Source organism: Citrobacter freundii complex sp. CFNIH9, from assembly GCF_002903305.1.
GTDB classification, from domain to species: Bacteria; Pseudomonadota; Gammaproteobacteria; order Enterobacterales; family Enterobacteriaceae; genus Citrobacter; species Citrobacter portucalensis.
Genome location: NZ_CP026242.1, coordinates 62,763 through 80,221, shown reverse-complemented (window position 1 = coordinate 80,221; position 17,459 = coordinate 62,763). Strand labels below are relative to the sequence as shown.

Annotated in this window: 29 protein-coding genes and 2 pseudogenes; 17 read left to right on the top strand and 14 right to left on the bottom strand. The window is 49.4% G+C overall.

What is annotated here, in order from left to right; genetic code table 11:
• Positions 1-148 precede the first annotated feature (148 nt).
• The 3 genes from C2U43_RS27680 (at position 149) to C2U43_RS27665 (ending at position 3,558) form a co-directional block, all read left to right on the top strand.
• On the top strand, positions 149-1,387 hold the full coding sequence (locus tag C2U43_RS27680) for an IS110 family transposase (protein WP_003030308.1): 1,239 nt from the start codon (positions 149-151) through the stop codon (positions 1,385-1,387).
• A 475-nt stretch (positions 1,388-1,862) separates the two neighbouring features.
• Complete coding sequence (locus C2U43_RS27670; protein ID WP_001515348.1) at positions 1,863-2,435, top strand: cytochrome b/b6 domain-containing protein; 573 nt, start codon at positions 1,863-1,865, stop codon at positions 2,433-2,435.
• Between the two features lie 199 nt (positions 2,436-2,634).
• Positions 2,635-3,558, top strand: a complete 924-nt coding sequence (locus C2U43_RS27665) for a cation diffusion facilitator family transporter (RefSeq protein ID WP_000167917.1) — start codon at positions 2,635-2,637, stop codon at positions 3,556-3,558.
• Positions 3,559-3,679: 121 nt separating this feature from the next.
• On the opposite strand, the pseudogene C2U43_RS29945 reads toward C2U43_RS27665, so the two are convergent.
• Positions 3,680-3,796 (bottom strand): annotated as a pseudogene (locus C2U43_RS29945) (hypothetical protein); the annotation flags it as partial.
• Positions 3,797-3,820: 24 nt separating this feature from the next.
• On the opposite strand from C2U43_RS29945, the gene relB reads away from it, so the two are divergent.
• The 4 genes and pseudogenes from relB to C2U43_RS27645 all read left to right on the top strand — a co-directional run bounded on the left by relB (position 3,821) and on the right by C2U43_RS27645 (position 4,576).
• Entirely contained in the window at positions 3,821-4,060 is a 240-nt protein-coding gene (gene relB, locus C2U43_RS27655) for a type II toxin-antitoxin system antitoxin RelB (RefSeq protein ID WP_000534858.1), read from the top strand.
• Positions 4,060-4,347 (top strand): type II toxin-antitoxin system mRNA interferase RelE, encoded by a 288-nt coding sequence (gene relE / locus C2U43_RS27650; protein WP_000323025.1) that lies wholly within the window; start codon positions 4,060-4,062, stop codon positions 4,345-4,347. Before relB ends, relE begins: the two co-directional genes overlap by 1 nt.
• 30 nt (positions 4,348-4,377) lie before the next feature.
• Positions 4,378-4,509 (top strand): annotated as a pseudogene (locus C2U43_RS30285) (hypothetical protein); the annotation flags it as partial.
• A complete protein-coding gene (locus tag C2U43_RS27645) occupies positions 4,454-4,576 on the top strand; it encodes a type I toxin-antitoxin system Hok family toxin (RefSeq protein WP_223203173.1) in 123 nt (40 codons plus the stop codon). The pseudogene C2U43_RS30285 and the gene C2U43_RS27645, both read left to right, overlap by 56 nt.
• A 232-nt stretch (positions 4,577-4,808) precedes the next feature.
• On the opposite strand, the gene C2U43_RS27635 is transcribed toward C2U43_RS27645, so the two are convergent.
• The 11 genes from C2U43_RS27635 to C2U43_RS27590 all read right to left on the bottom strand — a co-directional run bounded on the left by C2U43_RS27635 (position 4,809) and on the right by C2U43_RS27590 (position 9,011).
• Positions 4,809-5,015: a hypothetical protein gene (locus C2U43_RS27635; RefSeq protein WP_044713525.1), complete on the bottom strand. Its 207-nt coding sequence runs from the start codon at positions 5,013-5,015 to the stop codon at positions 4,809-4,811.
• A gap of 39 nt (positions 5,016-5,054) precedes the next feature.
• Entirely contained in the window at positions 5,055-5,405 is a 351-nt protein-coding gene (locus tag C2U43_RS27630) for a hypothetical protein (RefSeq protein ID WP_032610485.1), read from the bottom strand.
• A gap of 23 nt (positions 5,406-5,428) precedes the next feature.
• Positions 5,429-5,998, bottom strand: coding sequence for a hypothetical protein (locus C2U43_RS27625; protein WP_040113312.1), 570 nt, complete (start codon positions 5,996-5,998; stop codon positions 5,429-5,431).
• 44 nt (positions 5,999-6,042) lie between these two features.
• A complete protein-coding gene (locus tag C2U43_RS27620) occupies positions 6,043-6,375 on the bottom strand; it encodes a DUF5417 domain-containing protein (RefSeq protein ID WP_032610481.1) in 333 nt (110 codons plus the stop codon).
• 124 nt (positions 6,376-6,499) lie between these two features.
• The gene (locus tag C2U43_RS27615) at positions 6,500-6,748 is read right to left on the bottom strand and encodes a hypothetical protein (RefSeq protein ID WP_050596976.1); all 249 of its coding nucleotides are present in this window, start codon (positions 6,746-6,748) and stop codon (positions 6,500-6,502) included.
• Positions 6,749-6,807: 59 nt separating this feature from the next.
• Positions 6,808-7,362, bottom strand: coding sequence for a hypothetical protein (locus C2U43_RS27610; RefSeq protein ID WP_052134036.1), 555 nt, complete (start codon positions 7,360-7,362; stop codon positions 6,808-6,810).
• 185 nt (positions 7,363-7,547) lie between these two features.
• Positions 7,548-7,829, bottom strand: coding sequence for a hypothetical protein (locus tag C2U43_RS27605; protein ID WP_032610524.1), 282 nt, complete (start codon positions 7,827-7,829; stop codon positions 7,548-7,550).
• Positions 7,816-7,953: a hypothetical protein gene (locus C2U43_RS29650; protein ID WP_163181309.1), complete on the bottom strand. Its 138-nt coding sequence runs from the start codon at positions 7,951-7,953 to the stop codon at positions 7,816-7,818. The genes C2U43_RS27605 and C2U43_RS29650 overlap by 14 nt, the downstream gene beginning before the upstream one ends.
• A complete protein-coding gene (locus C2U43_RS27600; protein ID WP_040113313.1) occupies positions 7,947-8,363 on the bottom strand; it encodes a hypothetical protein in 417 nt (138 codons plus the stop codon). Before C2U43_RS27600 ends, C2U43_RS29650 begins: the two co-directional genes overlap by 7 nt.
• A complete protein-coding gene (locus tag C2U43_RS27595; protein ID WP_032610479.1) occupies positions 8,363-8,617 on the bottom strand; it encodes a hypothetical protein in 255 nt (84 codons plus the stop codon). The genes C2U43_RS27600 and C2U43_RS27595 overlap by 1 nt, the downstream gene beginning before the upstream one ends.
• Positions 8,618-8,627: 10 nt before the next feature.
• A complete protein-coding gene (locus tag C2U43_RS27590) occupies positions 8,628-9,011 on the bottom strand; it encodes a hypothetical protein (protein WP_050596975.1) in 384 nt (127 codons plus the stop codon).
• A gap of 500 nt (positions 9,012-9,511) precedes the next feature.
• Here C2U43_RS27590 and C2U43_RS27585 point away from each other — a divergent pair, with 500 nt between their 5' ends.
• The 10 genes from C2U43_RS27585 to C2U43_RS27540 all read left to right on the top strand — a co-directional run bounded on the left by C2U43_RS27585 (position 9,512) and on the right by C2U43_RS27540 (position 15,514).
• Positions 9,512-9,688 carry a hypothetical protein gene (locus C2U43_RS27585; protein WP_155034045.1) on the top strand — a complete coding sequence of 59 codons (177 nt, stop codon included), beginning with the start codon at positions 9,512-9,514 and terminating at the stop codon, positions 9,686-9,688.
• Between the two features lie 497 nt (positions 9,689-10,185).
• Positions 10,186-11,391, top strand: a complete 1,206-nt coding sequence (locus C2U43_RS27580) for a DNA-binding protein (protein ID WP_032610476.1) — start codon at positions 10,186-10,188, stop codon at positions 11,389-11,391.
• 64 nt (positions 11,392-11,455) lie between these two features.
• A complete protein-coding gene (locus C2U43_RS27575; RefSeq protein ID WP_032610475.1) occupies positions 11,456-11,737 on the top strand; it encodes a hypothetical protein in 282 nt (93 codons plus the stop codon).
• Between the two features lie 378 nt (positions 11,738-12,115).
• Entirely contained in the window at positions 12,116-12,412 is a 297-nt protein-coding gene (locus C2U43_RS27570) for a hypothetical protein (RefSeq protein ID WP_040113314.1), read from the top strand.
• A 49-nt stretch (positions 12,413-12,461) separates the two neighbouring features.
• Complete coding sequence (locus C2U43_RS27565; RefSeq protein WP_015063013.1) at positions 12,462-12,899, top strand: hypothetical protein; 438 nt, start codon at positions 12,462-12,464, stop codon at positions 12,897-12,899.
• A gap of 81 nt (positions 12,900-12,980) precedes the next feature.
• Entirely contained in the window at positions 12,981-13,526 is a 546-nt protein-coding gene (locus C2U43_RS27560) for a hypothetical protein (protein WP_032610473.1), read from the top strand.
• A 45-nt stretch (positions 13,527-13,571) separates the two neighbouring features.
• Positions 13,572-13,808, top strand: coding sequence for a DUF905 family protein (locus C2U43_RS27555; protein ID WP_032610472.1), 237 nt, complete (start codon positions 13,572-13,574; stop codon positions 13,806-13,808).
• Positions 13,809-14,333: 525 nt separating this feature from the next.
• Positions 14,334-14,486 carry a hypothetical protein gene (locus C2U43_RS29510; RefSeq protein ID WP_158654571.1) on the top strand — a complete coding sequence of 51 codons (153 nt, stop codon included), beginning with the start codon at positions 14,334-14,336 and terminating at the stop codon, positions 14,484-14,486.
• A 266-nt stretch (positions 14,487-14,752) separates the two neighbouring features.
• The gene (locus tag C2U43_RS27545; protein WP_015063011.1) at positions 14,753-15,067 is read left to right on the top strand and encodes a hypothetical protein; all 315 of its coding nucleotides are present in this window, start codon (positions 14,753-14,755) and stop codon (positions 15,065-15,067) included.
• Positions 15,068-15,154: 87 nt separating this feature from the next.
• Positions 15,155-15,514 carry a hypothetical protein gene (locus tag C2U43_RS27540; protein WP_015063010.1) on the top strand — a complete coding sequence of 120 codons (360 nt, stop codon included), beginning with the start codon at positions 15,155-15,157 and terminating at the stop codon, positions 15,512-15,514.
• 32 nt (positions 15,515-15,546) lie between these two features.
• On the opposite strand, the gene C2U43_RS27535 is transcribed toward C2U43_RS27540, so the two are convergent.
• Both C2U43_RS27535 and C2U43_RS27530 read right to left on the bottom strand, forming a co-directional pair.
• Positions 15,547-16,275: a nuclease-related domain-containing protein gene (locus C2U43_RS27535; RefSeq protein WP_015063009.1), complete on the bottom strand. Its 729-nt coding sequence runs from the start codon at positions 16,273-16,275 to the stop codon at positions 15,547-15,549.
• Position 16,276: 1 nt separating this feature from the next.
• Positions 16,277-17,458 (bottom strand): S49 family peptidase, encoded by a 1,182-nt coding sequence (locus C2U43_RS27530; protein WP_040113315.1) that lies wholly within the window; start codon positions 17,456-17,458, stop codon positions 16,277-16,279.
• Between the last annotated feature and the right edge of the window lies 1 nt (position 17,459).

The window sequence follows — 17,459 nt, the reverse complement described above, 5'->3', positions numbered from 1 at the left end:
AATCACGTGATGATCGCCGCTTTTCTTTCGAGCCAGTGGGTGCTCCACGTTCGCTAACGAATACTCAGGGCATGCAGATAAACTGCTGGCTATATTTCTTTCGAAGAGCGTGGAATGCATACCAATCCCCGATAAAAAGGAGTTGGTGATGACTGCGACTAATCAATTTGCTGCGCACGTTGGTCTGGACTGGGCAGATAAAAAGCACGATGTCTGTGTTCAGTTTAAAAACGGTGAACGCACATTCCATGTGATTGAACATACGCCGGAAGCACTTGATGTCTGGCTTACCGAGTTACACCAGAAGGTAAAAGGCAGGATCGCTATCGCCGTTGAGCTGAAGAAAGGTCCCGTGGTGTATGCTCTTCAGAAATATCCATTTATCACCGTTTTCCCCGTCCACGCTTTGTCCCTGGCTCGTTACCGGCAGGCCTTCTCGCCCAGCGGCGCTAAAGATGACCCGCAGGATGCCGAGCTGGCATTAGAGTTAATGCTGCGTTATCCCCAAAAGATAAAAGCCATTGAACCCGACAATGCGGATATCCGGTTACTCCAGCAACTGGTTGAGCAGCGCCGTCAGCTGGTTGAAGATAAACGCCGTTTTGTGAACCGGATAATCAACACACTTAAACAGTATTATCCTCAGCCACTGGAGTGGTTCTCACATCGGGGTAGCTTACTATTGTGTGAGCTGATTATCCGGTGGCCCAGTCTGCAACAACTGAAACGAGCGAGGCGCGACACGATCCGCAACTTTCTGAATGCCAAAGGTGGCCGCGCAATGGCTCTTACCGAGCAACGTGTTGCGAGTATTGATAACGCGATCCCATTGACTACAGACCCGAGCGTTATAGAGGCTAATGCTTTGATGGCAACAGCACTGGCGACACAAATTAAAGTCGTGAGTGAAATCATCAAAACCTATGACGAACGAATCGAAGCGTTGTTTGACACATTGCCAGATGCGGAGCTGTTCAAATCACTTCCGGGCATGGGGCCGTGTATGGGCCCACGAATGCTTGCTGCACTTGGTGATAACCGTGACCGGTTTAACAGCGCTGAAGAAATTCAAAACTACGCAGGTATTGCACCGGTGACAGAACGAAGTGGCCAGAAATCCTGGGTTCACTGGCGATGGCAGTGTGCCAAGTTCGTCAGGCAAACCTTTGTTGAATGGGCTGCCAAGACGGTTAATTCATCATACTGGGCCAGACTGTATTATCAGGGCCTCAGAGAGAAGGGCAAATCTCATCAGTCTGCGATCCGGGCACTGGCGTTCAAATGGATAAGGATCATTTACCGCTGCTGGAAGGCCAGAACCCAGTACGATGAAGCAAAATATTTGCTGGCTCTCGAAGCGCGCCACTCGCCCTTACTGAAGCCATAAAAAGCTTGTCGAATGTCTCAGGGCGTGAAGCGGACATTGCAGACTGCCCAGTAGAAAAAGTGCTATCAGAATTATCTAAAGGAAGATCGTATTTACCATGTCTCATTCTAACTGTTTAATAAATTACAAAAATTAAAATTTCCATTTAATATCATCGCGTTAAGCAAGAGAATTAAACCTCTCATTTAATTTATGATTCTTATTTAATTCATGAGTTGGTGTAAAAATAGGTTGCCGCACTATAGAAAGACACATATTTAAACCCAGCAGGAAATCATATTTGAAAGTAATGTGTTTAAGGGGCTGCGTAACAAGAACAGCAAGTAAATACATAGTAATAACAGTTACCATTCCCATTTCGCAAGTGGCCATATCAGAGGTGAACTAATGCCTGCTGCAATTTTAAGAATTAAGGTTATCCTAATAATTCTTTTGTATGATTAAGATCATCGATAAATTTACTAAGGACTCATTAATGAAATTGCGACTCTGGAATCTATTACCCCATGATTACGCTCCTTTTTTTCGTATTCTTCACATCATTGTGGCATTTCTAATATTATCACAAATTATTAACTCTAATCTGACAGAGACCGAAGCAATTGGTGAACATAGTCTTGAAGGAGTTATAACCTGGATGCACATTATTTCAGGGTTAGGACTGATTATTTGTGGTTTTATTATGTTAAGTTGGATGCTTACTCAAAGAGGTTTTACTTATTATTTTTCATGGGTAGGGCTTGACTTTAGTGGTATTAAGCAAGATATAAAAACGTTGACTAGTTTCCGACTGCCCGATGCACATTCGGGAGGTATTGCCAGTACAATCCAAGGATTTGGAGTTCTAGCATTGCTAATTGTAGCACTTTCAGGTGGCCTATGGTTCTTGTTGAATACCATGCAGTCAAATCTGGCTGAAACAGTAATCCACTGGCATAAGTTCTTTACTACTTTCATTGAGGTCTATTTTTATGCACATGGTGCAATGGGAGTTTTGCATATTTTAATTGAAAAATATAAAAGCCGCTCAGTTAACCTAAGTGACTAATCTGTTGTGAGATAATATTACTTCAAGTTGAAGAAAACCCTAAAAATAAAATTTAGTTTACTAGAAGATGAAACAGCACTTGCAGAGACTTTTTAATTAAATTTAATAAAAACGAAAAAATATTCATGGCGAAATGATTGTTTAATTATCTATCATGGATAGAAATGTGAGTTAGTCGTCCTATTTTAGGAAGTTAATAATGACTAAAACAAAAGGGTTACCTCGTCCGCTGACGCACTACGCTTGGCTTTCCATTGCCACGGCTATTGCCACTATCGGACTCAAAGGTGTGGCGTGGAAAATGACCGGTTCGGTCGGTCTGCTATCTGATGCCATCGAATCCGTAGTTAACCTCGCAGGAGCCCTAATGGCGCTCTGGATGCTGACCTTGGCTGCGCTTCCGGCCGATGAGAACCATGCATATGGGCACGGCAAAGCCGAATATTTCTCGAGTGCTTTCGAAGGATTTCTGATCCTATTGGCGGCAGCCAGTATCGCCTATACCGCAGTTGAGCGGATGTTAACTCCACAGCCGCTTGAGGAGATTGGTCTCGGATTACTGGTTTCAACAGTCGCATCAATCCTTAATTTTGTGACGGCTCGCATTTTGTTAAGGGCTGGCAGGCAGCACAACTCTATCACTCTTGAGGCAGATGCTCATCACCTGCTGACCGATGTCTGGACGTCGGTCGGTGTCATTTTTGGTGTCGGACTGGTTTATCTGACCGGCTGGTTTTGGGTCGATCCGATCGTTGCATTGCTGGTCGCAGCCAACATCGTTTGGACTGGTTATCAGCTTATGAGTCGTTCAGCTGCAGGTCTGATGGACGTATCGCTACCCACGGAAGAACTCAAAAAAATCGAGTCACTGCTGGCAGGATATCGTGAACAGGGGCTTGATTTCCATGCACTACGTACACGCCAGGCTGGCGGGCGGGCGTTTATGACAATGCACATCCTAGTTCCTGGGCGATGGACTGTTCAATATGGGCACGACTGGGCCGAGCGTATAGAGAATGATATCCGCACCGCACTGCCTTTTATCCATATCACCACTCATGTGGAACCGTTGGAAGATCCCGCGTCAATGAACGACCAAACGCTCGACATTTCTGATCACTAAACTAACCACATGTCGCTGGTCGGGCAGGGTAACAAACCTCGCTCTACAAAAATTTCAGGTATTCTCTATAATTCTGAGGGTACTTGATGTGACCTGCGCCCAATTGTTGGGCACGCAATATTTTTAAAAAGTCCGCTTCTGGCACAAAGCGGACAGTGATCACCGTTCTTACGACTACTTTCTGACTTACTTCGTGACTTGCCCTAAGCATGTTGTAGTGCGATACTTGTAATGACATTTGTAATTACAAGGGGTGTAAGACATGGGTAGCATTAACCTACGTATTGACGATGAACTTAAAGCGCGTTCTTACGCCGCGCTTGAAAAAATGGGCGTAACTCCTTCTGAAGCGCTTCGTCTCATGCTCGAGTATATCGCTGACAATGAACGCTTGCCGTTCAAACAGACACTCCTGAGTGATGAAGATGCTGAACTTGTGGAGATAGTGAAAGAACGACTTCGTAATCCTAAGCCAGTACGTGTGACGCTGGATGAACTCTGATGGCGTATTTTCTGGATTTTGACGAGCGGGCACTAAAGGAATGGCGAAAGCTGGGCTCGACGGTACGTGAACAGTTGAAAAAGAAGCTGGTTGAAGTACTTGAGTCACCCCGGATTGAAGCAAACAAGCTCCGTGGTATGCCTGATTGTTACAAGATTAAGCTCCGGTCTTCAGGCTATCGCCTTGTATACCAGGTTATAGACGAGAAAGTTGTCGTTTTCGTGATTTCTGTTGGGAAAAGAGAACGCTCGGAAGTATATAGCGAGGCGGTCAAACGCATTCTCTGAACCAAAGCATGACATCTCTGTTTCGCACCGATGGTGACACTTCTGCTTTGCGTTGACAGGAGAAGAAGCCATGAAACTGCCGAACCAACCCGTTGTTTTGTGCGTATTGATAGTATGTCTTACGCTGTTGATATTCACCTGGCTTACGCGCAATTCGCTCTGCGAACTGCGGCTGAAAGACGGTACGCGGGAAGTGTCGGCTGTGATGGACTACGAATCCGGTAAGTAGCTGAAAGAGGGGGGTAACCCCCCTCGATTCAGATGTGGCCAGCAAGCCAATAGCACCTTTAGAAAAGGGTTTCTCCGGTCGGGGAAACCCTTTTTTCCTTCCGTTCGGTGGCAGACCGCCACTCAATTACCCAAGGCATTCAACAGTCTCAGTGGAATACCGTCGGATTAAAATTCTCCCCAGAACGGCTGCGGCTCGCACTGGGTACCTCCTCCTGCGTCCTGTTTAATTCTCAACGCCTCAATTTTTCGAGGACCCGCCGCATTTTCCGAACCTGGCTGGTCGTGGAGAGAGTACTGGTTTGTGGATGACATGCACTGGTCTTCTCATTGGGCTGTAGCTCATAGGACATAGCCAGTGCGGTCAGTGCTTCTTCAGCATCCAGCAGAGCTTTAATGGCCGTCTGGCGCATCTCTGCACGGCGTTCAATTATGGTCATGTTTGTCCTTGCTGCATCCGGTAAAATGACGCCGGGTATTCAGTCTTTCACGTTTTTCAGAATGGCCTGGCGGCAGGCATTCCAGATCGTCTGGGCATTCGCATCGCAGTCCACGAACCCGCCGCATTCCTGATAGATGACCTGGTAGACGCTGTCTGGGATCTTCTCCGGTACAACCGGGGAAAAGATGCTGACGGATGCCTTTCCTTCGGCGGCGTCACAGACGGCGTCCAGATGATTCGCCATCCATTCGGTTAAATTCAGATCCTCCTGAATTGCCTGCGCCTTATAGCGTTCTTTTCTTGTTACAGTGGCACGCATCTGAATTTGTACGCTCGCAGGCTCTTCGCCCTTCATCGCATTCTGAAGTGCAGATTTGGGCTGTTTCATCTTCGTTTTCATTTTCAATCGCACTATTTGGAAAGCGGCTTGTCTTCAGTGGGCTGAACCGGGGCTGTCTCCCCCGGCGTAACCAGCACACCAGCTTCACTCAGCACATGTCTCCACTGCTCATCCCGGTAGGCCGTTGCGGCGTCGGCAGAATCAAAGCATTGGTCGCAGGGCGGAGAATTTACGGTAACCAGGCTCACTACCGGCTTAACGTAGTACGCTCTTCCCCGTGGATAATCTTTTCCACAAGGGGCATAGAGCTCCTCGTCCCCACCAACACGGCGGAGGTGGAATTCTGGTTGCTGGCTGGCCTGCTCGGACAGCTTCACGGATGCCGTCTGCCAAGCTGCGATAGCCCGGGTCATGTCGCTTTCATGCCTGGCAAGATCTGCATCCCGGCGAGCCAGTAGGTGCGCGATAATATTGGCTTCATCGTAATTGATGACCGCCATTAGTTGACGGGTCGCTTCATCCCAGTCCTGTACTGCGGAGCCATCCAGTGGATTAGCGAGGTGCGCCTGGTATGTCGTACGGTAATTTGCGGCAGCACCTTCCAGCTGGTGCAGTTTTTCATCCGATAGTTGTTCGGTCATTGCACAGTTCCTTTTAGATGCAGGCTCAACGCTTGCATTAAAATTCATGCCGTCTGTTTGGCTGCGGCTTTACGCTGGGCGGCGATATGGGCGGCAATCTGCTTTTTGAGGCGCTTATAGTCAGCCCTGAAGCGTGCCACGTCATCGATCTCAATCATGTACCCGCAGCTGTAACCGGCATGCCCAAACGCATCGTCATCTTCGTAGTTTGGACAGTGATCGCTTTCCCAACCCGCTGCATCCAGCAATTCATCAATAGCGACGAGGTGTGCCCTGGGCGCATTCTCAATGATGAAGTAGAGCGAGCGACCCCAGAAGTGGCTGCGGGTACCTTCGATTACAGCAGTGTCGTTCGTGGTCTGGCGGGAAAGTTTCATTGGATACTCCTTTGCCCGGAGCCGCCGGGGCGGGGGTGTGATGTTCACACCTTGTGTTTGCAGTATGCGGTCCTTTTCAGGCAACCGGGAAAGTAACTTTTCGCTGCTGCTGGTGGACTGTCGCCTATTGCTCGCCAGCCTTTTTCTTTAGATAGTTTACGTCTGACTCATCACATACCTGATCCATATGACGCTGAATCCATGCCGAGATAGTCAGGCCATTACGCTTCGCCTCACGGACATAGCGTGATTTTTTCTCCGGGGTCATACGCATCTGGACCAGTGCCGTTGCTTTGTCGGCCTCATCTTTTTTCGCGTTATCGTTGCCCTTCATATGGATCGCGTTAACGTGCTTTTCATTGTTATCGGTCATAGTGTTCTCGGTCAAACAGAGCCGCGTAGTGCGGCTCCCAGGGGGAGAGTGCAGCCGTGTCATGTCGCTGTTGAAACCGTCGGGTCAGGGGCCAGTCCTGTGGCGAGGTTTACGGAAACGTTCTGCACGTTAGAATGAATTGTCTGGTCAGGCTGTTGGTCTGTATTATGGACGACGGTGTCTGATGGATTGTCAGCCATTCGAACAAGATCACCGGCCATAACTTCGTGCCGATGATCAAGCATGACTATGCCAGTCCGTGCCTGGGCACGGGGTGTGCCGTTAGCGCTGCGGATGAATGCACTTCGAAATCCCGTCACGGTACGAACAGTACCCTTGTCCAGGACCCGCTGGCCCGACTCCAGAGTCTCAGCTGCGGCCGCATGAAATTCCGCCACGGCAGCAGCAAACCACTTTTCGAAACGGGGAGCAATGGTCTTCACGGCAAGCGAGGTACAGGAATAGACCTGTTCAACCTGCTTAGAACCGTTTTTATCGGTAAAGGCGATAATGCCGATTCGGCCACAGTTAACGGTGTAGAAGGTTGGTCTGAAGCCGTTGGTGAGGAGTGATTTAACAGCTGAGAAGAAAGCGGATTTAAGCATCGGTTTCATGGGGTTATCCTGTATGCCCGGAAACGCCGGGGCGTGCGGCCAGAGTGCCGCTGTGTGATTAAATATACAGAATCAGAGTTGTTTTGTCAATACAAAACAACGGGTGCTTTTTCCACCTGATAGCTGTATTTATTTTTTAAATCAGACTGTTAAAGTTGTAATGAGCAGTGCAGCAGCGGGCTGAGTCAGCCCACCGAGATCACCGCCGTTGTGGCTAACTCCTGCCCACGCCCGGTCAGCCGTACGCGATAGAAACAGCTCTGTTCTAACCCACTTTTCAGAGTGAACTCAATCAGGCCCAGCCGGAAGAGGGGTGGCAGACTGGGGGCATTAACCGGAAAATATCCCAGCGTACTGAGGCAATCTGGACGCTGCTCCATCCCTTTCTTTCCGTTGCCCTGCATCAGGTAGCGGGTTCCGGTATTCAGCCGACGCAGAGTATAAATTTGGGCGTTAGTCAGCGTCATGATCATCGCCCTCTTCAGTGGAAGAGCTGACCGGCTGTTTCCAGCCGCAGTGACAGTCCTGTAGCGTTCCATCCCCCCCTTCAAGGTACGCCAGGCACTCGGGGCAATACAGCTTCATTACCACGGGACCACCTCGACATGTTCACCCAGCCAGGCCAGCTTCTCGCGAAGCAGTTCGGCGGCATGCATCTGGTCTTCGGCCCAGAATGGAGCGAGTCCCATAAATTCGCACCAGTACGCCAGACCGGATTTTCCGTCGTCCCGGTAAGTCCAGACCGCCTGGCCGTGACCCACGCCGGAGTCGACGGTTACATACAGCCCGGGCATGCATTCACAGGGCTCCTCGCAGTCGCAGGTGCCACTCTGGACCACGCGTACTCGTCTCAGCTTCACTGCGGTACGCAGGCGCAGGAGCTCCTCCAGCGCATCAGCGTCGAATTTCGTCGTGCTGACAAGGGTGTTTGCACTGGTTTTACGCAGCGCCTGAATACGGGTGCGAAGCGCATCGTTGCTGATAGTAGCCTTAATCATCATTATTCCCCCATCTCACCCAGCTGCTTGCGGATTGAAACGCTTTCCGCACGGAGTTCATCTTGTTTTGCCAGCAGGAAACGTTTTACAAGCGCCATCGCGTCCAGAAATTCAGTGGGCTCACATTCAACCCGTTCGCACACGCTCTGAACGGCTTCCGTCACCAGCGGCATTACGTCCAGCGCTGTCTGCATTTCCGAAATCACAGAGGAGTTGCCTGCGTAACGGGTTGCCAGTGACAGAGTCTCTTTGCTCATGGATCGCTCCTTATGCCGAGACCGGACGGACAAACAAGTCATGCGCCCCATCTGCCAGCGGCTCGCAGTAATCACCGAAACCGTCTGGCACAATGCTGCCATCGGCCACGATGCAGGAAGCCACCGGTTTCTGTGCCCGGTACGCTGCCAGTTCGGCTGCGTCGACTTTCGCGCCATCGGTCAGGTCAAAATGCAGATCGTCATACGCAGAGCCGTTCAGCTCTTCTTCCAGACTGATAGCCGCATTCAAGGTAGCCAGCGCATCAGCGACGTCACGTGAGTTGATTTTTGCGTCGCGCAGCTCTAGCTCAAAGGCCAGTTGCAGGCGGCGTACAGCGACGATGTGGGACTTATGCTGGGACAGACGAATGAGGGTGTCGATATCGTGGGTCATGATGCTTACCTTATGCCCGGAAACGCCGGGGCGTTGGTGCGGATGCCGCGCCATGGGATTACTATGATCTTCTGAACTTCTATTGTCAATACAATAGAAAACAACGTTTTGAGGATTTTTTATACAGGACGGATGCTGCGGTAAATTCAGTTGCACACAGTCATTAGCCCCTGCATTTACAGAAGATGGAGGCGGTTTAATCCAGGAGCTGACATCTTGATATGGACGCCAGCCGTCACAGCATGATTCTGCCCGGGGACACCGCGCCGAGTGTGACCTCCCGCAGACGGAAGAAGAGCGGGGGAGAATGTGCCCCTTCTCCCTGCGGTGGTCGCTGGGTTCAATATAGGATTGAAATTCCCCGCTTATCGACCAGATGTGGCATGCGAACAGGGTAGAATACTATTCCGGATTCACGAATTATCAGCGCCAGCCGGTGACCCGCTGACGTACCCGCTGCAACCTGTGCCGAAGGTGTCGACATGATTAAAAAGGAATGTATGAAAGAACGTACACAATCCCCGGGTGAGTCGTTTGCTCACGCTGAGTTTATGGAGAAAGTCTTTACCAACTTACGGATGTTTTGTGACGCCGAATACCGACGGTTAGCCACAGGTGAGAAAGAAACCCAACAGTCGCAACCGGAAAAGACCATACATTCGCATTATCTCGTGTAAGACCCATGCCGCCGTATCCTTTCCCGATGGCCGGGCAGATTTAGCCTGGCCCGATTTTAATTCCCTCATTCTACCTGCCCCGCGTTGAGATGTTCGACAGTGATCCCGGTTATTCTTTTATAGCGATAGATAGATTGCCATTCCATATTTTGGAAAAGTAACTTTAGATGCCTTGTGACGCCGCAGTTCCCCTCTTACTCATCTTCCCTTCAGCGCATGTAACACCTTTCATGCTGACGGTTCTGCATTATTGTGGGTTCTTGCAGACGGAAAAGTAACTTTTTCGATAAATTCCGGCTTTTTGGTACCCGATTTCACACTAAAGTTAAATTTGGCCTCCTTAGCGAAAAATTAAAACGGACGGATCACGTACTATTACCCCGGGAAAAAAAGTTACTTTTTTTTTCGCCTCAGGTTATTAGGAAATGAATCGAACCTGGTATTGTTGTGTTGTAGCGAACAACCACCCTAAACGAAAATTTAAAAGGAAGGCCACAATGTCCACTATCGAAAATGATGTAAAAACCGCTAACAACGATATCAGCCTGCGCACTTACCTGGAGCGTTCCGGTAACGGCGCACGCAAAAGCAATGGTCTGGTCATCAACCCGGCAGTGGTCGAAGAGGAAGAAGGTTTTAACACCCGTACCGCTGGCATGGGAGAAAGCTACTACTCCTTACCCCACGTGGTAGCCCACCTGAACAGTCTTAAAGAGTCCTATAAGTCTGAGCCTTTAAGCGTACCAGCTATCGTCGTGCAGGTTCTGAATGGTCGTCCTGTTCTGCGTCAGGGGGCATGTCGTATCCGCGCCGCCGCTATGGCAAACATCGAGCTGGCAGAGGAAGGGCGTGAACTGATTTCGTTAATTCGCTGCGAGGAGTTTCGCGGTAGCCGCGCCAGTGCCGAACAGTTTACGCTGGACGGTAACTCTAATCTGGCTCTGTCTGTCGTGGCTGAGGCGCTCTCCATCAAACGGATGGTCGAAGATGCTGAAGAACCTAAAACGTTCGCAGAACTGGCCAAGCGTCGCGGTAAAACAGAACAGCACCTGCGTCAGATGGTTCGCGTCCTGGACCTGCCTGAAGCCCTCCAGGTTATGCTGGTGACAGGGGAAGTGAGCATGTATGTCGCGCTGGATGAATATCTCTACAGCGGCGATAAGGCCGTGAATAATATCACCAAAGCCATCGACGTCTATGGCAAGGCGACGGCCAAAACCCTTAAATTCGTCAAAGCTGGCAACATTGATGCAGCCATGCAGCCGAAAGCGCCGGTCGTGCAGGAAACGAACGCAAACACCCCTGAAACCACCGTGACGGAACAAACATCCGTCGAAGGTACTACGGATGAGACCACCCCGCCGCAGCTGGTGGACGGGAATGTTGGGACCAACCCGGAGCCAACTCCGGAAAACACCCCGGAGCCGAAGGCGAAAGATCCGATCAAAACGCCAGAGCCTAAAACTGTATCGGTCTCCAGCGTACTCAACAAAAAGACCGTGACGACGATTGCGGACACGGCAATCCCGCTTTTTTCGCGTATTGCGGAAGAAGCAGAACAACGTGCCGCTAAGAACCTCAGCGACGATACGTACACCTTAGTGCTGACCAATGATGAGATGAATGCCATCTGTGAAGCCCACGGCAATCTCACGCAGTACCTGCGTAAGCATGCCGAAAAGCAGCAACAGGGCCAGGCATGATTTTCTGACCGACCCTCCACCCGGTAGGGTCGGTTACCACCACAGGTCAAGGAGAAACAGGGTAATGAAGAATATCGCGATCAACGTCAGCACGAAGGCACCATTGCAGACAGTTAAGGACCCTGTGACCCGGGTCAGCATTCAGTGTACGGCGAAGGATGAGAAGGGCGAAGACGTGGAAGTGAATATTCTCGATCTGGAGCAGCACCACACCACCAACGAAATTAAAGTGACTTTTGGCGGCTCCCCCTCCCAGGCGCTGACCATGCTCAGCCGGGTGATGGACGTGCTGCAACAGCAGGCGGACGCAGAGCTGCAACTGAATTCTTACGCTCGTTTGCAGTAAACGTAAAAGGTGAATGATCCGTTTTAATAAGTACCTGCAAACCCCATGGATACCGATTTGACGAATGGCACACCCATTTATAAATCTTAACCGCCACTGAACAGGCAATAAACAGAGTTATTGTGAACTTACATCCGAGGGAAAATAGGTGGCTACCAGCTTTTAGGATGGTGATATTCAAATAACTGCAAAATTACGAATTAGCAAGCGTATTGTAGGGAATACATAATGGTAGAATAAGATATGGTTTTAATAATTTACAACGCTTAAATCCACATTCGTCCATATTTAATATTTATGGGAATTTAAAAATATATTCAGTGTAGGTTATTAGCTAGCAGGTCGAATTTTATATAATACCAAAAAACAGGAGGTATTATGAAAACCAGTCTGGCTTACGCATCTAATTGTTCCGACTCTCTCTATTCCTTTATTTACAAGGCACTGCAACAACGCTCAGGTGCCGAAAATGAAAGTCTCTATCAGCAGGCTATTTCAGCGTGCCGTACTCCGAAGCAAAAAAAGAAAATGGCCGGTTACTACGCCGGTCCGTGGCAGATGCTGTTTAACGCCTGGTGTTACAACCGCCTACCCAACATTGCCGTACTGCCCGTGTTGGCACAGCAGTGCTTATCCTTTTTGCAGTGCGAAGAACTGATCGCCGACTGGCACTAATCACATTATGTCCTGCTGGTGGATGCTGGCAGGTCTGGAGTACCTTTAAATGTACAGATATGACAGGAACCGGCAGTCGTTCAACCTGGTCAATGCGCTTCAGCCGGTCTATCGCAACAACGGTGGCGGTTTGTTTGAGTTCGACCGCAGGAAGCAACATGAAACGGCTGATCTCATCTTCGAGGCACTGACGTTTTCCCAGGCGCCCGAACTGGAGCTGGCGAAATTTGTCCGTCTTAAATCTGTGCGCCGAATTGCACAGTTTGACGACGGTGAAGTGCGCTATGGCGTTCACGTTGAACTGGCCGACGCTGTTGATAATAATTCCTTCAGAATTTTCAAAGATGATAATACAGGTGGATTTGATTTTTATTTATTTTCTACTTCAAATAATGAAGCAGAGCTTGTCCGCTTTAATCTGGATGTCTGTGGTATTCATTTACAGGACATTTTTGAACGGTCAACCGGCTTGTGTCTGTCGTACTGAATTATTTATTAAATATTTCACTTCAGGTTATTAGCCACGAAACCGATTGTGGAATAATAATAAAAAACGACGAGGTGAAATATGAAAAATCTTAATATTCAGATTAACGACATCGCAGCAATTAACACACTTGGTGGATCAATGCTGGCGGATATCATCGCCACCCAATATAAAGTAATTGGTGATAACAAAGACACTGCGGAAATGCCTATGCCGTGTATTGCTTACGGGCAGACCCCTGCAAATATCGACCCAGGCGTCTTCATCAACCGTGTGTACTGCTTGGACAGTCAATCGCTAAGTGCCAGCCTGCGTTACGAGCTGTTTAACGGACTTGCGAACCAGGCGTTTACCTTCTTCTGCCAGTCGGGCTGGTACGGTGCATTCCGGGTGGTGTCTTTCCGTGATAACGGACCTGCCGGACTCCTTAATATCGGCATTGTCCATGAGAAGGTGTTAAACGAATTTTGCGCCGATTTTCCCCGGGCTAATGTCAGCGAAACCGGCTTTAACTGCGGCATGACGTTTGACCAGATCCGGATGTTTATTTCAGACCGGGCCTATCAGATGCCGCTCTACAACAACCAAGATCACTTCGTTAAACTCGCGAAACGCCTTGTGGCCTGACACCCAGTGCCAGGCTCAGGCCTGGCCATTATGAAGGAAATGCCCATGAGCGGATTTTTCAGCAACGAATCACCGTTATCACTGGCTCAAGCCCGCGCCGTTGCCGCCGGTTACCAGAACGTCTTTATCGAAAACCTCCAGCCAGCAGGCCATTTCCAGATTGCCATCCGTAATCATCGCGACCACGATCGCCAGCTGATCTGGCGTAACTGGAATTATGAACCCGATGCCTATGATGCGCTCAATAGCCACCTGCAAAGCCACGGACTGAAGGCCAGCTGATCAGCACAAGAACCCGGTAACTCCGGGTTTCTTTTTATGGACTCAGCTGTCAGTGCTGGCAAACGGGGAAGGGAGTCTGGGTCTGCCCGGGGCCCACAGCTGGTGGTATAAGTCTGACCCGCATGCAGATGGTTTCGCCCGGTGCCGAGATGGCGCCGGGGAACTGAAAAGGTATCTTGCATCCGGAAAGAAATCGTCGTGACCTCCCGACCTGCGTGTAGATATGCCTGGCGGATGCCTGCGGTGTGTCGTCTGTAACTGAACTGAGCCATCTTAATTCGCGATCGAGAGAAAAGGGACGTGCTAGCAAAAATTAAGCGCGAGGGACTTTGATATAAATACTCAGACAATTAACGATGACTCACAGGATTTCACTGGTGCTTATGATTCTCCATATTGTTTTAACCCTCTATGTGGTTGTATGTCTTTTCTGCTGTCTATTTTTGAGAGCCCGTAATAAAAAGGCACTTTGCCATTCCCAGACCGAAGGGCGTCGGTATACGCAGGATAGTAAGAGAGGGGGGATTGCCGACGGAAATGGTTCCTTCTTTACCCCCGATACCTCAGGCGGTGATGGTGGATGTGGGGGTGGTGGTGACGCTGGTGGCGGATGTGGGGGTGGTGGTGATTGATGCTGTTCGCAGGCGTCCGCTGGTGGGGAGCTATCGACATTGGTAATTTTGACGGTTTTTTTCGTAAAGGTTGCGGCCGTGGGCTCTGGCTGGTGGGGCGTGAAGTCAGAGAATCTAAATTAAATCCGTCGTGCAGAAAAGTACCTTTTCTGAATCTGTCAGACGCATCCGGAAAGAAAATATCTCTCGGGGCAGCAAAGGCACGCCGGAGGTGATTTGCAGATTCAAGCGGGAAAGTCTATTTTTCATGCACCGAACCTATTTGGGCTGGGACGGAACCTGGTATAATGGACACATACAAAGGAGGGCATTATGAATACTTTTCTTTACGTACTGGTAGGCTGGATTGTCGTGCTGTATCTGGTTAATAAAGTGCGCGAAAAACGCAGCAAAGCGAAAGCGGTTAAAATCCTGGTGAAACGCAATGGCGTTTATCAAGAAGTGGATGCCGTAATGTTGCCCAAATACCAAGGCAGCGATGTGAGTACAGTTAAGACAGGCAATGAATCAGCCTCGCAATGGTTGAATAAAGAGGATGATATTACTGAACCGGAGTACTACAGTGGCGCTTCATTATTGAAGGCAACGAGAGATTTTGAAGCTCAACAAATGGAACAAAAATTCTAGCTACACTAGCCAGTTTTCACGACTAGGAACTGTTAGTTGAACCCTATTCATTCAGATTTAATAGGGTTGGACGGGAGGAGTTTAATAATGACAACGGCCAACGTAACCACCACTACTATCTACCGCTCCGATGATATTGTGCCTTTTCGTCGGCCACAGGGCGTTCTGGATAATCGTTATATGCCGCAGGCTTATGCTCTGGTACGGAACTGGGCCAGCAAACCAGCGGAGTACGGTTCTGGTGTTCTGGCAACCTACAGACAGGCGGTAGTTAATCTTGCGTATCAGGTTAAAGGGACTCGTGTGATTTTAATTCTGGTTCCCATTGAATGTGAGCCGGTTGGCGTAATCATGACTGACACAGTCTTATGGCCGTCGCTACCCATTGGGGAGGTCATGCAAATTATGCAGGAAGCATGGCAAAATATTCCGGTGTTGAATCCATAAAAAAGCCCCGCATAAATTAGCAGGGCTTTTTTTTACTTTGTCGAACCGAATATTTTACCCGGTAGATTCCGAAGAAAGCGCAAAAGGTTATAGGTAATACGCTGCTCCAATCGCATAGTTGTTTTGTATCTGGTGGTAACGTTGTGGATATGGTCCAGATCAGTATAAAGGCCAGGAGGCTTTCTCTTTAACTTCAGCTCCCCACGGATATAACTTACTGCCTCAGGCTTGAATACAGTTAACTGGCGCCGCTCAGTGACTTTCCGAACAAAATCACCCATACCCATGCAAAGCCAGTCTGGCTTCTCACCTTCAAACTTGCAGGGCCCGTTAATGATGACAACATTGATACACTCCAGTTCGCTGGCGCGTAATGTAGACTGAATGGCCTTGATGTGACCGTAGTTTTGCCTGAACGGGTTTTGTAACTTTAGTGTCCCTGACGATTTCCATTTTCGCCAGTGGCTTTCATCCAGCTTCCCATAGAGCTTTCCAGCATAGTTCTTCTGCTCGATGACGTAGAGCCCATGAGAGGCGATAAGGACGTGATCAATCTGCGTGGTGCCAGTGGCACTAACCGGCAGAGTTAAATCGCTCAGAAGGCCTTCTGCATCATCAGGAAGGTACGCTTCAATTTGCTTGGCCGTCCTGCGTTCAGCAATGGCTGACGATACGAATCCCATCAAGCAATAAAGCACAATGAGTACCAGGGCAATAATACTTATTGCTATCACCCGCCACGCCATCAGGATCACGTCCATCTTATTTCACCGTCGGATAGCTGGTGGCCTGAACAGAATCAAGTAACCGGGAGGTTGTGCCCGCCAGCGTTTCGATGTTGGTTGACAGGCTCATTAACATACCGAGCGCGGAGCGAAGCGATCGTTGCGGCTCGTTGTACGTTTTGAATGTAGTGGTCGAATACATTTGAGACAGACGCGAACGGACCTCGACTGGTGTCAGGTCACCGTCGATGAGACCGTACTGGATTGCTTGCTGCGTTGTCCATACCCGGCCGGAATACAGAGCGACAGCATTTGCCTCCGGGCGGCTAATTAGTTTGTAACCCCGGCCTTGCTCAACGTCCGAAATAAATTTTTCATGCATGGAATCCAGGATTTGCTTCTGCATAAAATCCCGGGTGGCCTCGGAAAGCGGATGATAAGGGTCGAGTGCAGCTTTAAATTCCCCTGCTGTGAGCGGCTCATTTTTAACACCGACCGTATCCATGACGCGGGACAGGTTCCAGTGATCCATTCGTACGCCGATCGAGCCGGTCAGAGCGCTGCTATCTGCATAAATGGCGTCAGCAGGGGACACGGCGTAGTAGCACGCTGAAGCACAAATGCCTTTGACGCTAACGATAATAGGCTTATAGCTGGTTTCCATATCGGCAATGAAACGGCCACTCCCGGCGGAGAGGACCTCCAGGGTATTGCGTTTCGATTGTTCGGCATTGATATCGTCCTGCGAGCGTGAAGCACTGGTATCACCCGTATTACGGGTCTTGCTTGCGGATTCCGCATGTGAAATACGTTCAATCTTCTGCTGGTGGCTTCGAAGTGCATTAATCTGGCGATAAATAATAATCGCGTCTGAAGGTCCGCCACCACCTGACTCCGCCTCGATAATGACAGCTTTGGCATGCGGGTTGTTGTACGCTTTTGCCAGTGCTGCGGCTATCACAGAACCGTCACCGGCCTCTGACCCGGTGCCCATTTCTCCCGATATGCGCACGACGGCAATATGATCCATTCGTCCTTCTGATTCCTGATACTTATCGTAAATATTAAAGGCCGAAACCCCTGCTGCTGCTAATGCCAGAAGGGAAATAACCACTTTTGAGGTGGTATGGATTCGGAACATCTTATAAAAACGGTCAGCGTTCTCATCAAGCGATTCTTTGATATTGGCAGGTGACTTCTTATTTTTACGGTTAAACATC

What these genes read in the sequence shown, in the direction of transcription:
- C2U43_RS27680 (WP_003030308.1), top strand. Translation starts at nt 149, where the DNA reads ATGACTGCGACTAATCAATTTGCTGCGCACGTTGGTCTGGACTGGGCA.
- C2U43_RS27670 (WP_001515348.1), top strand. Translation starts at nt 1,863, where the DNA reads ATGAAATTGCGACTCTGGAATCTATTACCCCATGATTACGCTCCTTTT.
- C2U43_RS27665 (WP_000167917.1), top strand. Translation starts at nt 2,635, where the DNA reads ATGACTAAAACAAAAGGGTTACCTCGTCCGCTGACGCACTACGCTTGG.
- relB (WP_000534858.1), top strand. Translation starts at nt 3,821, where the DNA reads ATGGGTAGCATTAACCTACGTATTGACGATGAACTTAAAGCGCGTTCT.
- relE (WP_000323025.1), top strand. Translation starts at nt 4,060, where the DNA reads ATGGCGTATTTTCTGGATTTTGACGAGCGGGCACTAAAGGAATGGCGA.
- C2U43_RS27635 (WP_044713525.1), bottom strand. Translation starts at nt 5,015, where the DNA reads ATGACCATAATTGAACGCCGTGCAGAGATGCGCCAGACGGCCATTAAA.
- C2U43_RS27630 (WP_032610485.1), bottom strand. Translation starts at nt 5,405, where the DNA reads ATGAAACAGCCCAAATCTGCACTTCAGAATGCGATGAAGGGCGAAGAG.
- C2U43_RS27625 (WP_040113312.1), bottom strand. Translation starts at nt 5,998, where the DNA reads ATGACCGAACAACTATCGGATGAAAAACTGCACCAGCTGGAAGGTGCT.
- C2U43_RS27620 (WP_032610481.1), bottom strand. Translation starts at nt 6,375, where the DNA reads ATGAAACTTTCCCGCCAGACCACGAACGACACTGCTGTAATCGAAGGT.
- C2U43_RS27615 (WP_050596976.1), bottom strand. Translation starts at nt 6,748, where the DNA reads ATGACCGATAACAATGAAAAGCACGTTAACGCGATCCATATGAAGGGC.
- C2U43_RS27610 (WP_052134036.1), bottom strand. Translation starts at nt 7,362, where the DNA reads ATGAAACCGATGCTTAAATCCGCTTTCTTCTCAGCTGTTAAATCACTC.
- C2U43_RS27605 (WP_032610524.1), bottom strand. Translation starts at nt 7,829, where the DNA reads ATGACGCTGACTAACGCCCAAATTTATACTCTGCGTCGGCTGAATACC.
- C2U43_RS27600 (WP_040113313.1), bottom strand. Translation starts at nt 8,363, where the DNA reads ATGATGATTAAGGCTACTATCAGCAACGATGCGCTTCGCACCCGTATT.
- C2U43_RS27595 (WP_032610479.1), bottom strand. Translation starts at nt 8,617, where the DNA reads ATGAGCAAAGAGACTCTGTCACTGGCAACCCGTTACGCAGGCAACTCC.
- C2U43_RS27590 (WP_050596975.1), bottom strand. Translation starts at nt 9,011, where the DNA reads ATGACCCACGATATCGACACCCTCATTCGTCTGTCCCAGCATAAGTCC.
- C2U43_RS27585 (WP_155034045.1), top strand. Translation starts at nt 9,512, where the DNA reads ATGAAAGAACGTACACAATCCCCGGGTGAGTCGTTTGCTCACGCTGAG.
- C2U43_RS27580 (WP_032610476.1), top strand. Translation starts at nt 10,186, where the DNA reads ATGTCCACTATCGAAAATGATGTAAAAACCGCTAACAACGATATCAGC.
- C2U43_RS27575 (WP_032610475.1), top strand. Translation starts at nt 11,456, where the DNA reads ATGAAGAATATCGCGATCAACGTCAGCACGAAGGCACCATTGCAGACA.
- C2U43_RS27570 (WP_040113314.1), top strand. Translation starts at nt 12,116, where the DNA reads ATGAAAACCAGTCTGGCTTACGCATCTAATTGTTCCGACTCTCTCTAT.
- C2U43_RS27565 (WP_015063013.1), top strand. Translation starts at nt 12,462, where the DNA reads ATGTACAGATATGACAGGAACCGGCAGTCGTTCAACCTGGTCAATGCG.
- C2U43_RS27560 (WP_032610473.1), top strand. Translation starts at nt 12,981, where the DNA reads ATGAAAAATCTTAATATTCAGATTAACGACATCGCAGCAATTAACACA.
- C2U43_RS27555 (WP_032610472.1), top strand. Translation starts at nt 13,572, where the DNA reads ATGAGCGGATTTTTCAGCAACGAATCACCGTTATCACTGGCTCAAGCC.
- C2U43_RS27545 (WP_015063011.1), top strand. Translation starts at nt 14,753, where the DNA reads ATGAATACTTTTCTTTACGTACTGGTAGGCTGGATTGTCGTGCTGTAT.
- C2U43_RS27540 (WP_015063010.1), top strand. Translation starts at nt 15,155, where the DNA reads ATGACAACGGCCAACGTAACCACCACTACTATCTACCGCTCCGATGAT.
- C2U43_RS27535 (WP_015063009.1), bottom strand. Translation starts at nt 16,275, where the DNA reads ATGGACGTGATCCTGATGGCGTGGCGGGTGATAGCAATAAGTATTATT.
- C2U43_RS27530 (WP_040113315.1), bottom strand. Translation starts at nt 17,458, where the DNA reads ATGTTTAACCGTAAAAATAAGAAGTCACCTGCCAATATCAAAGAATCG.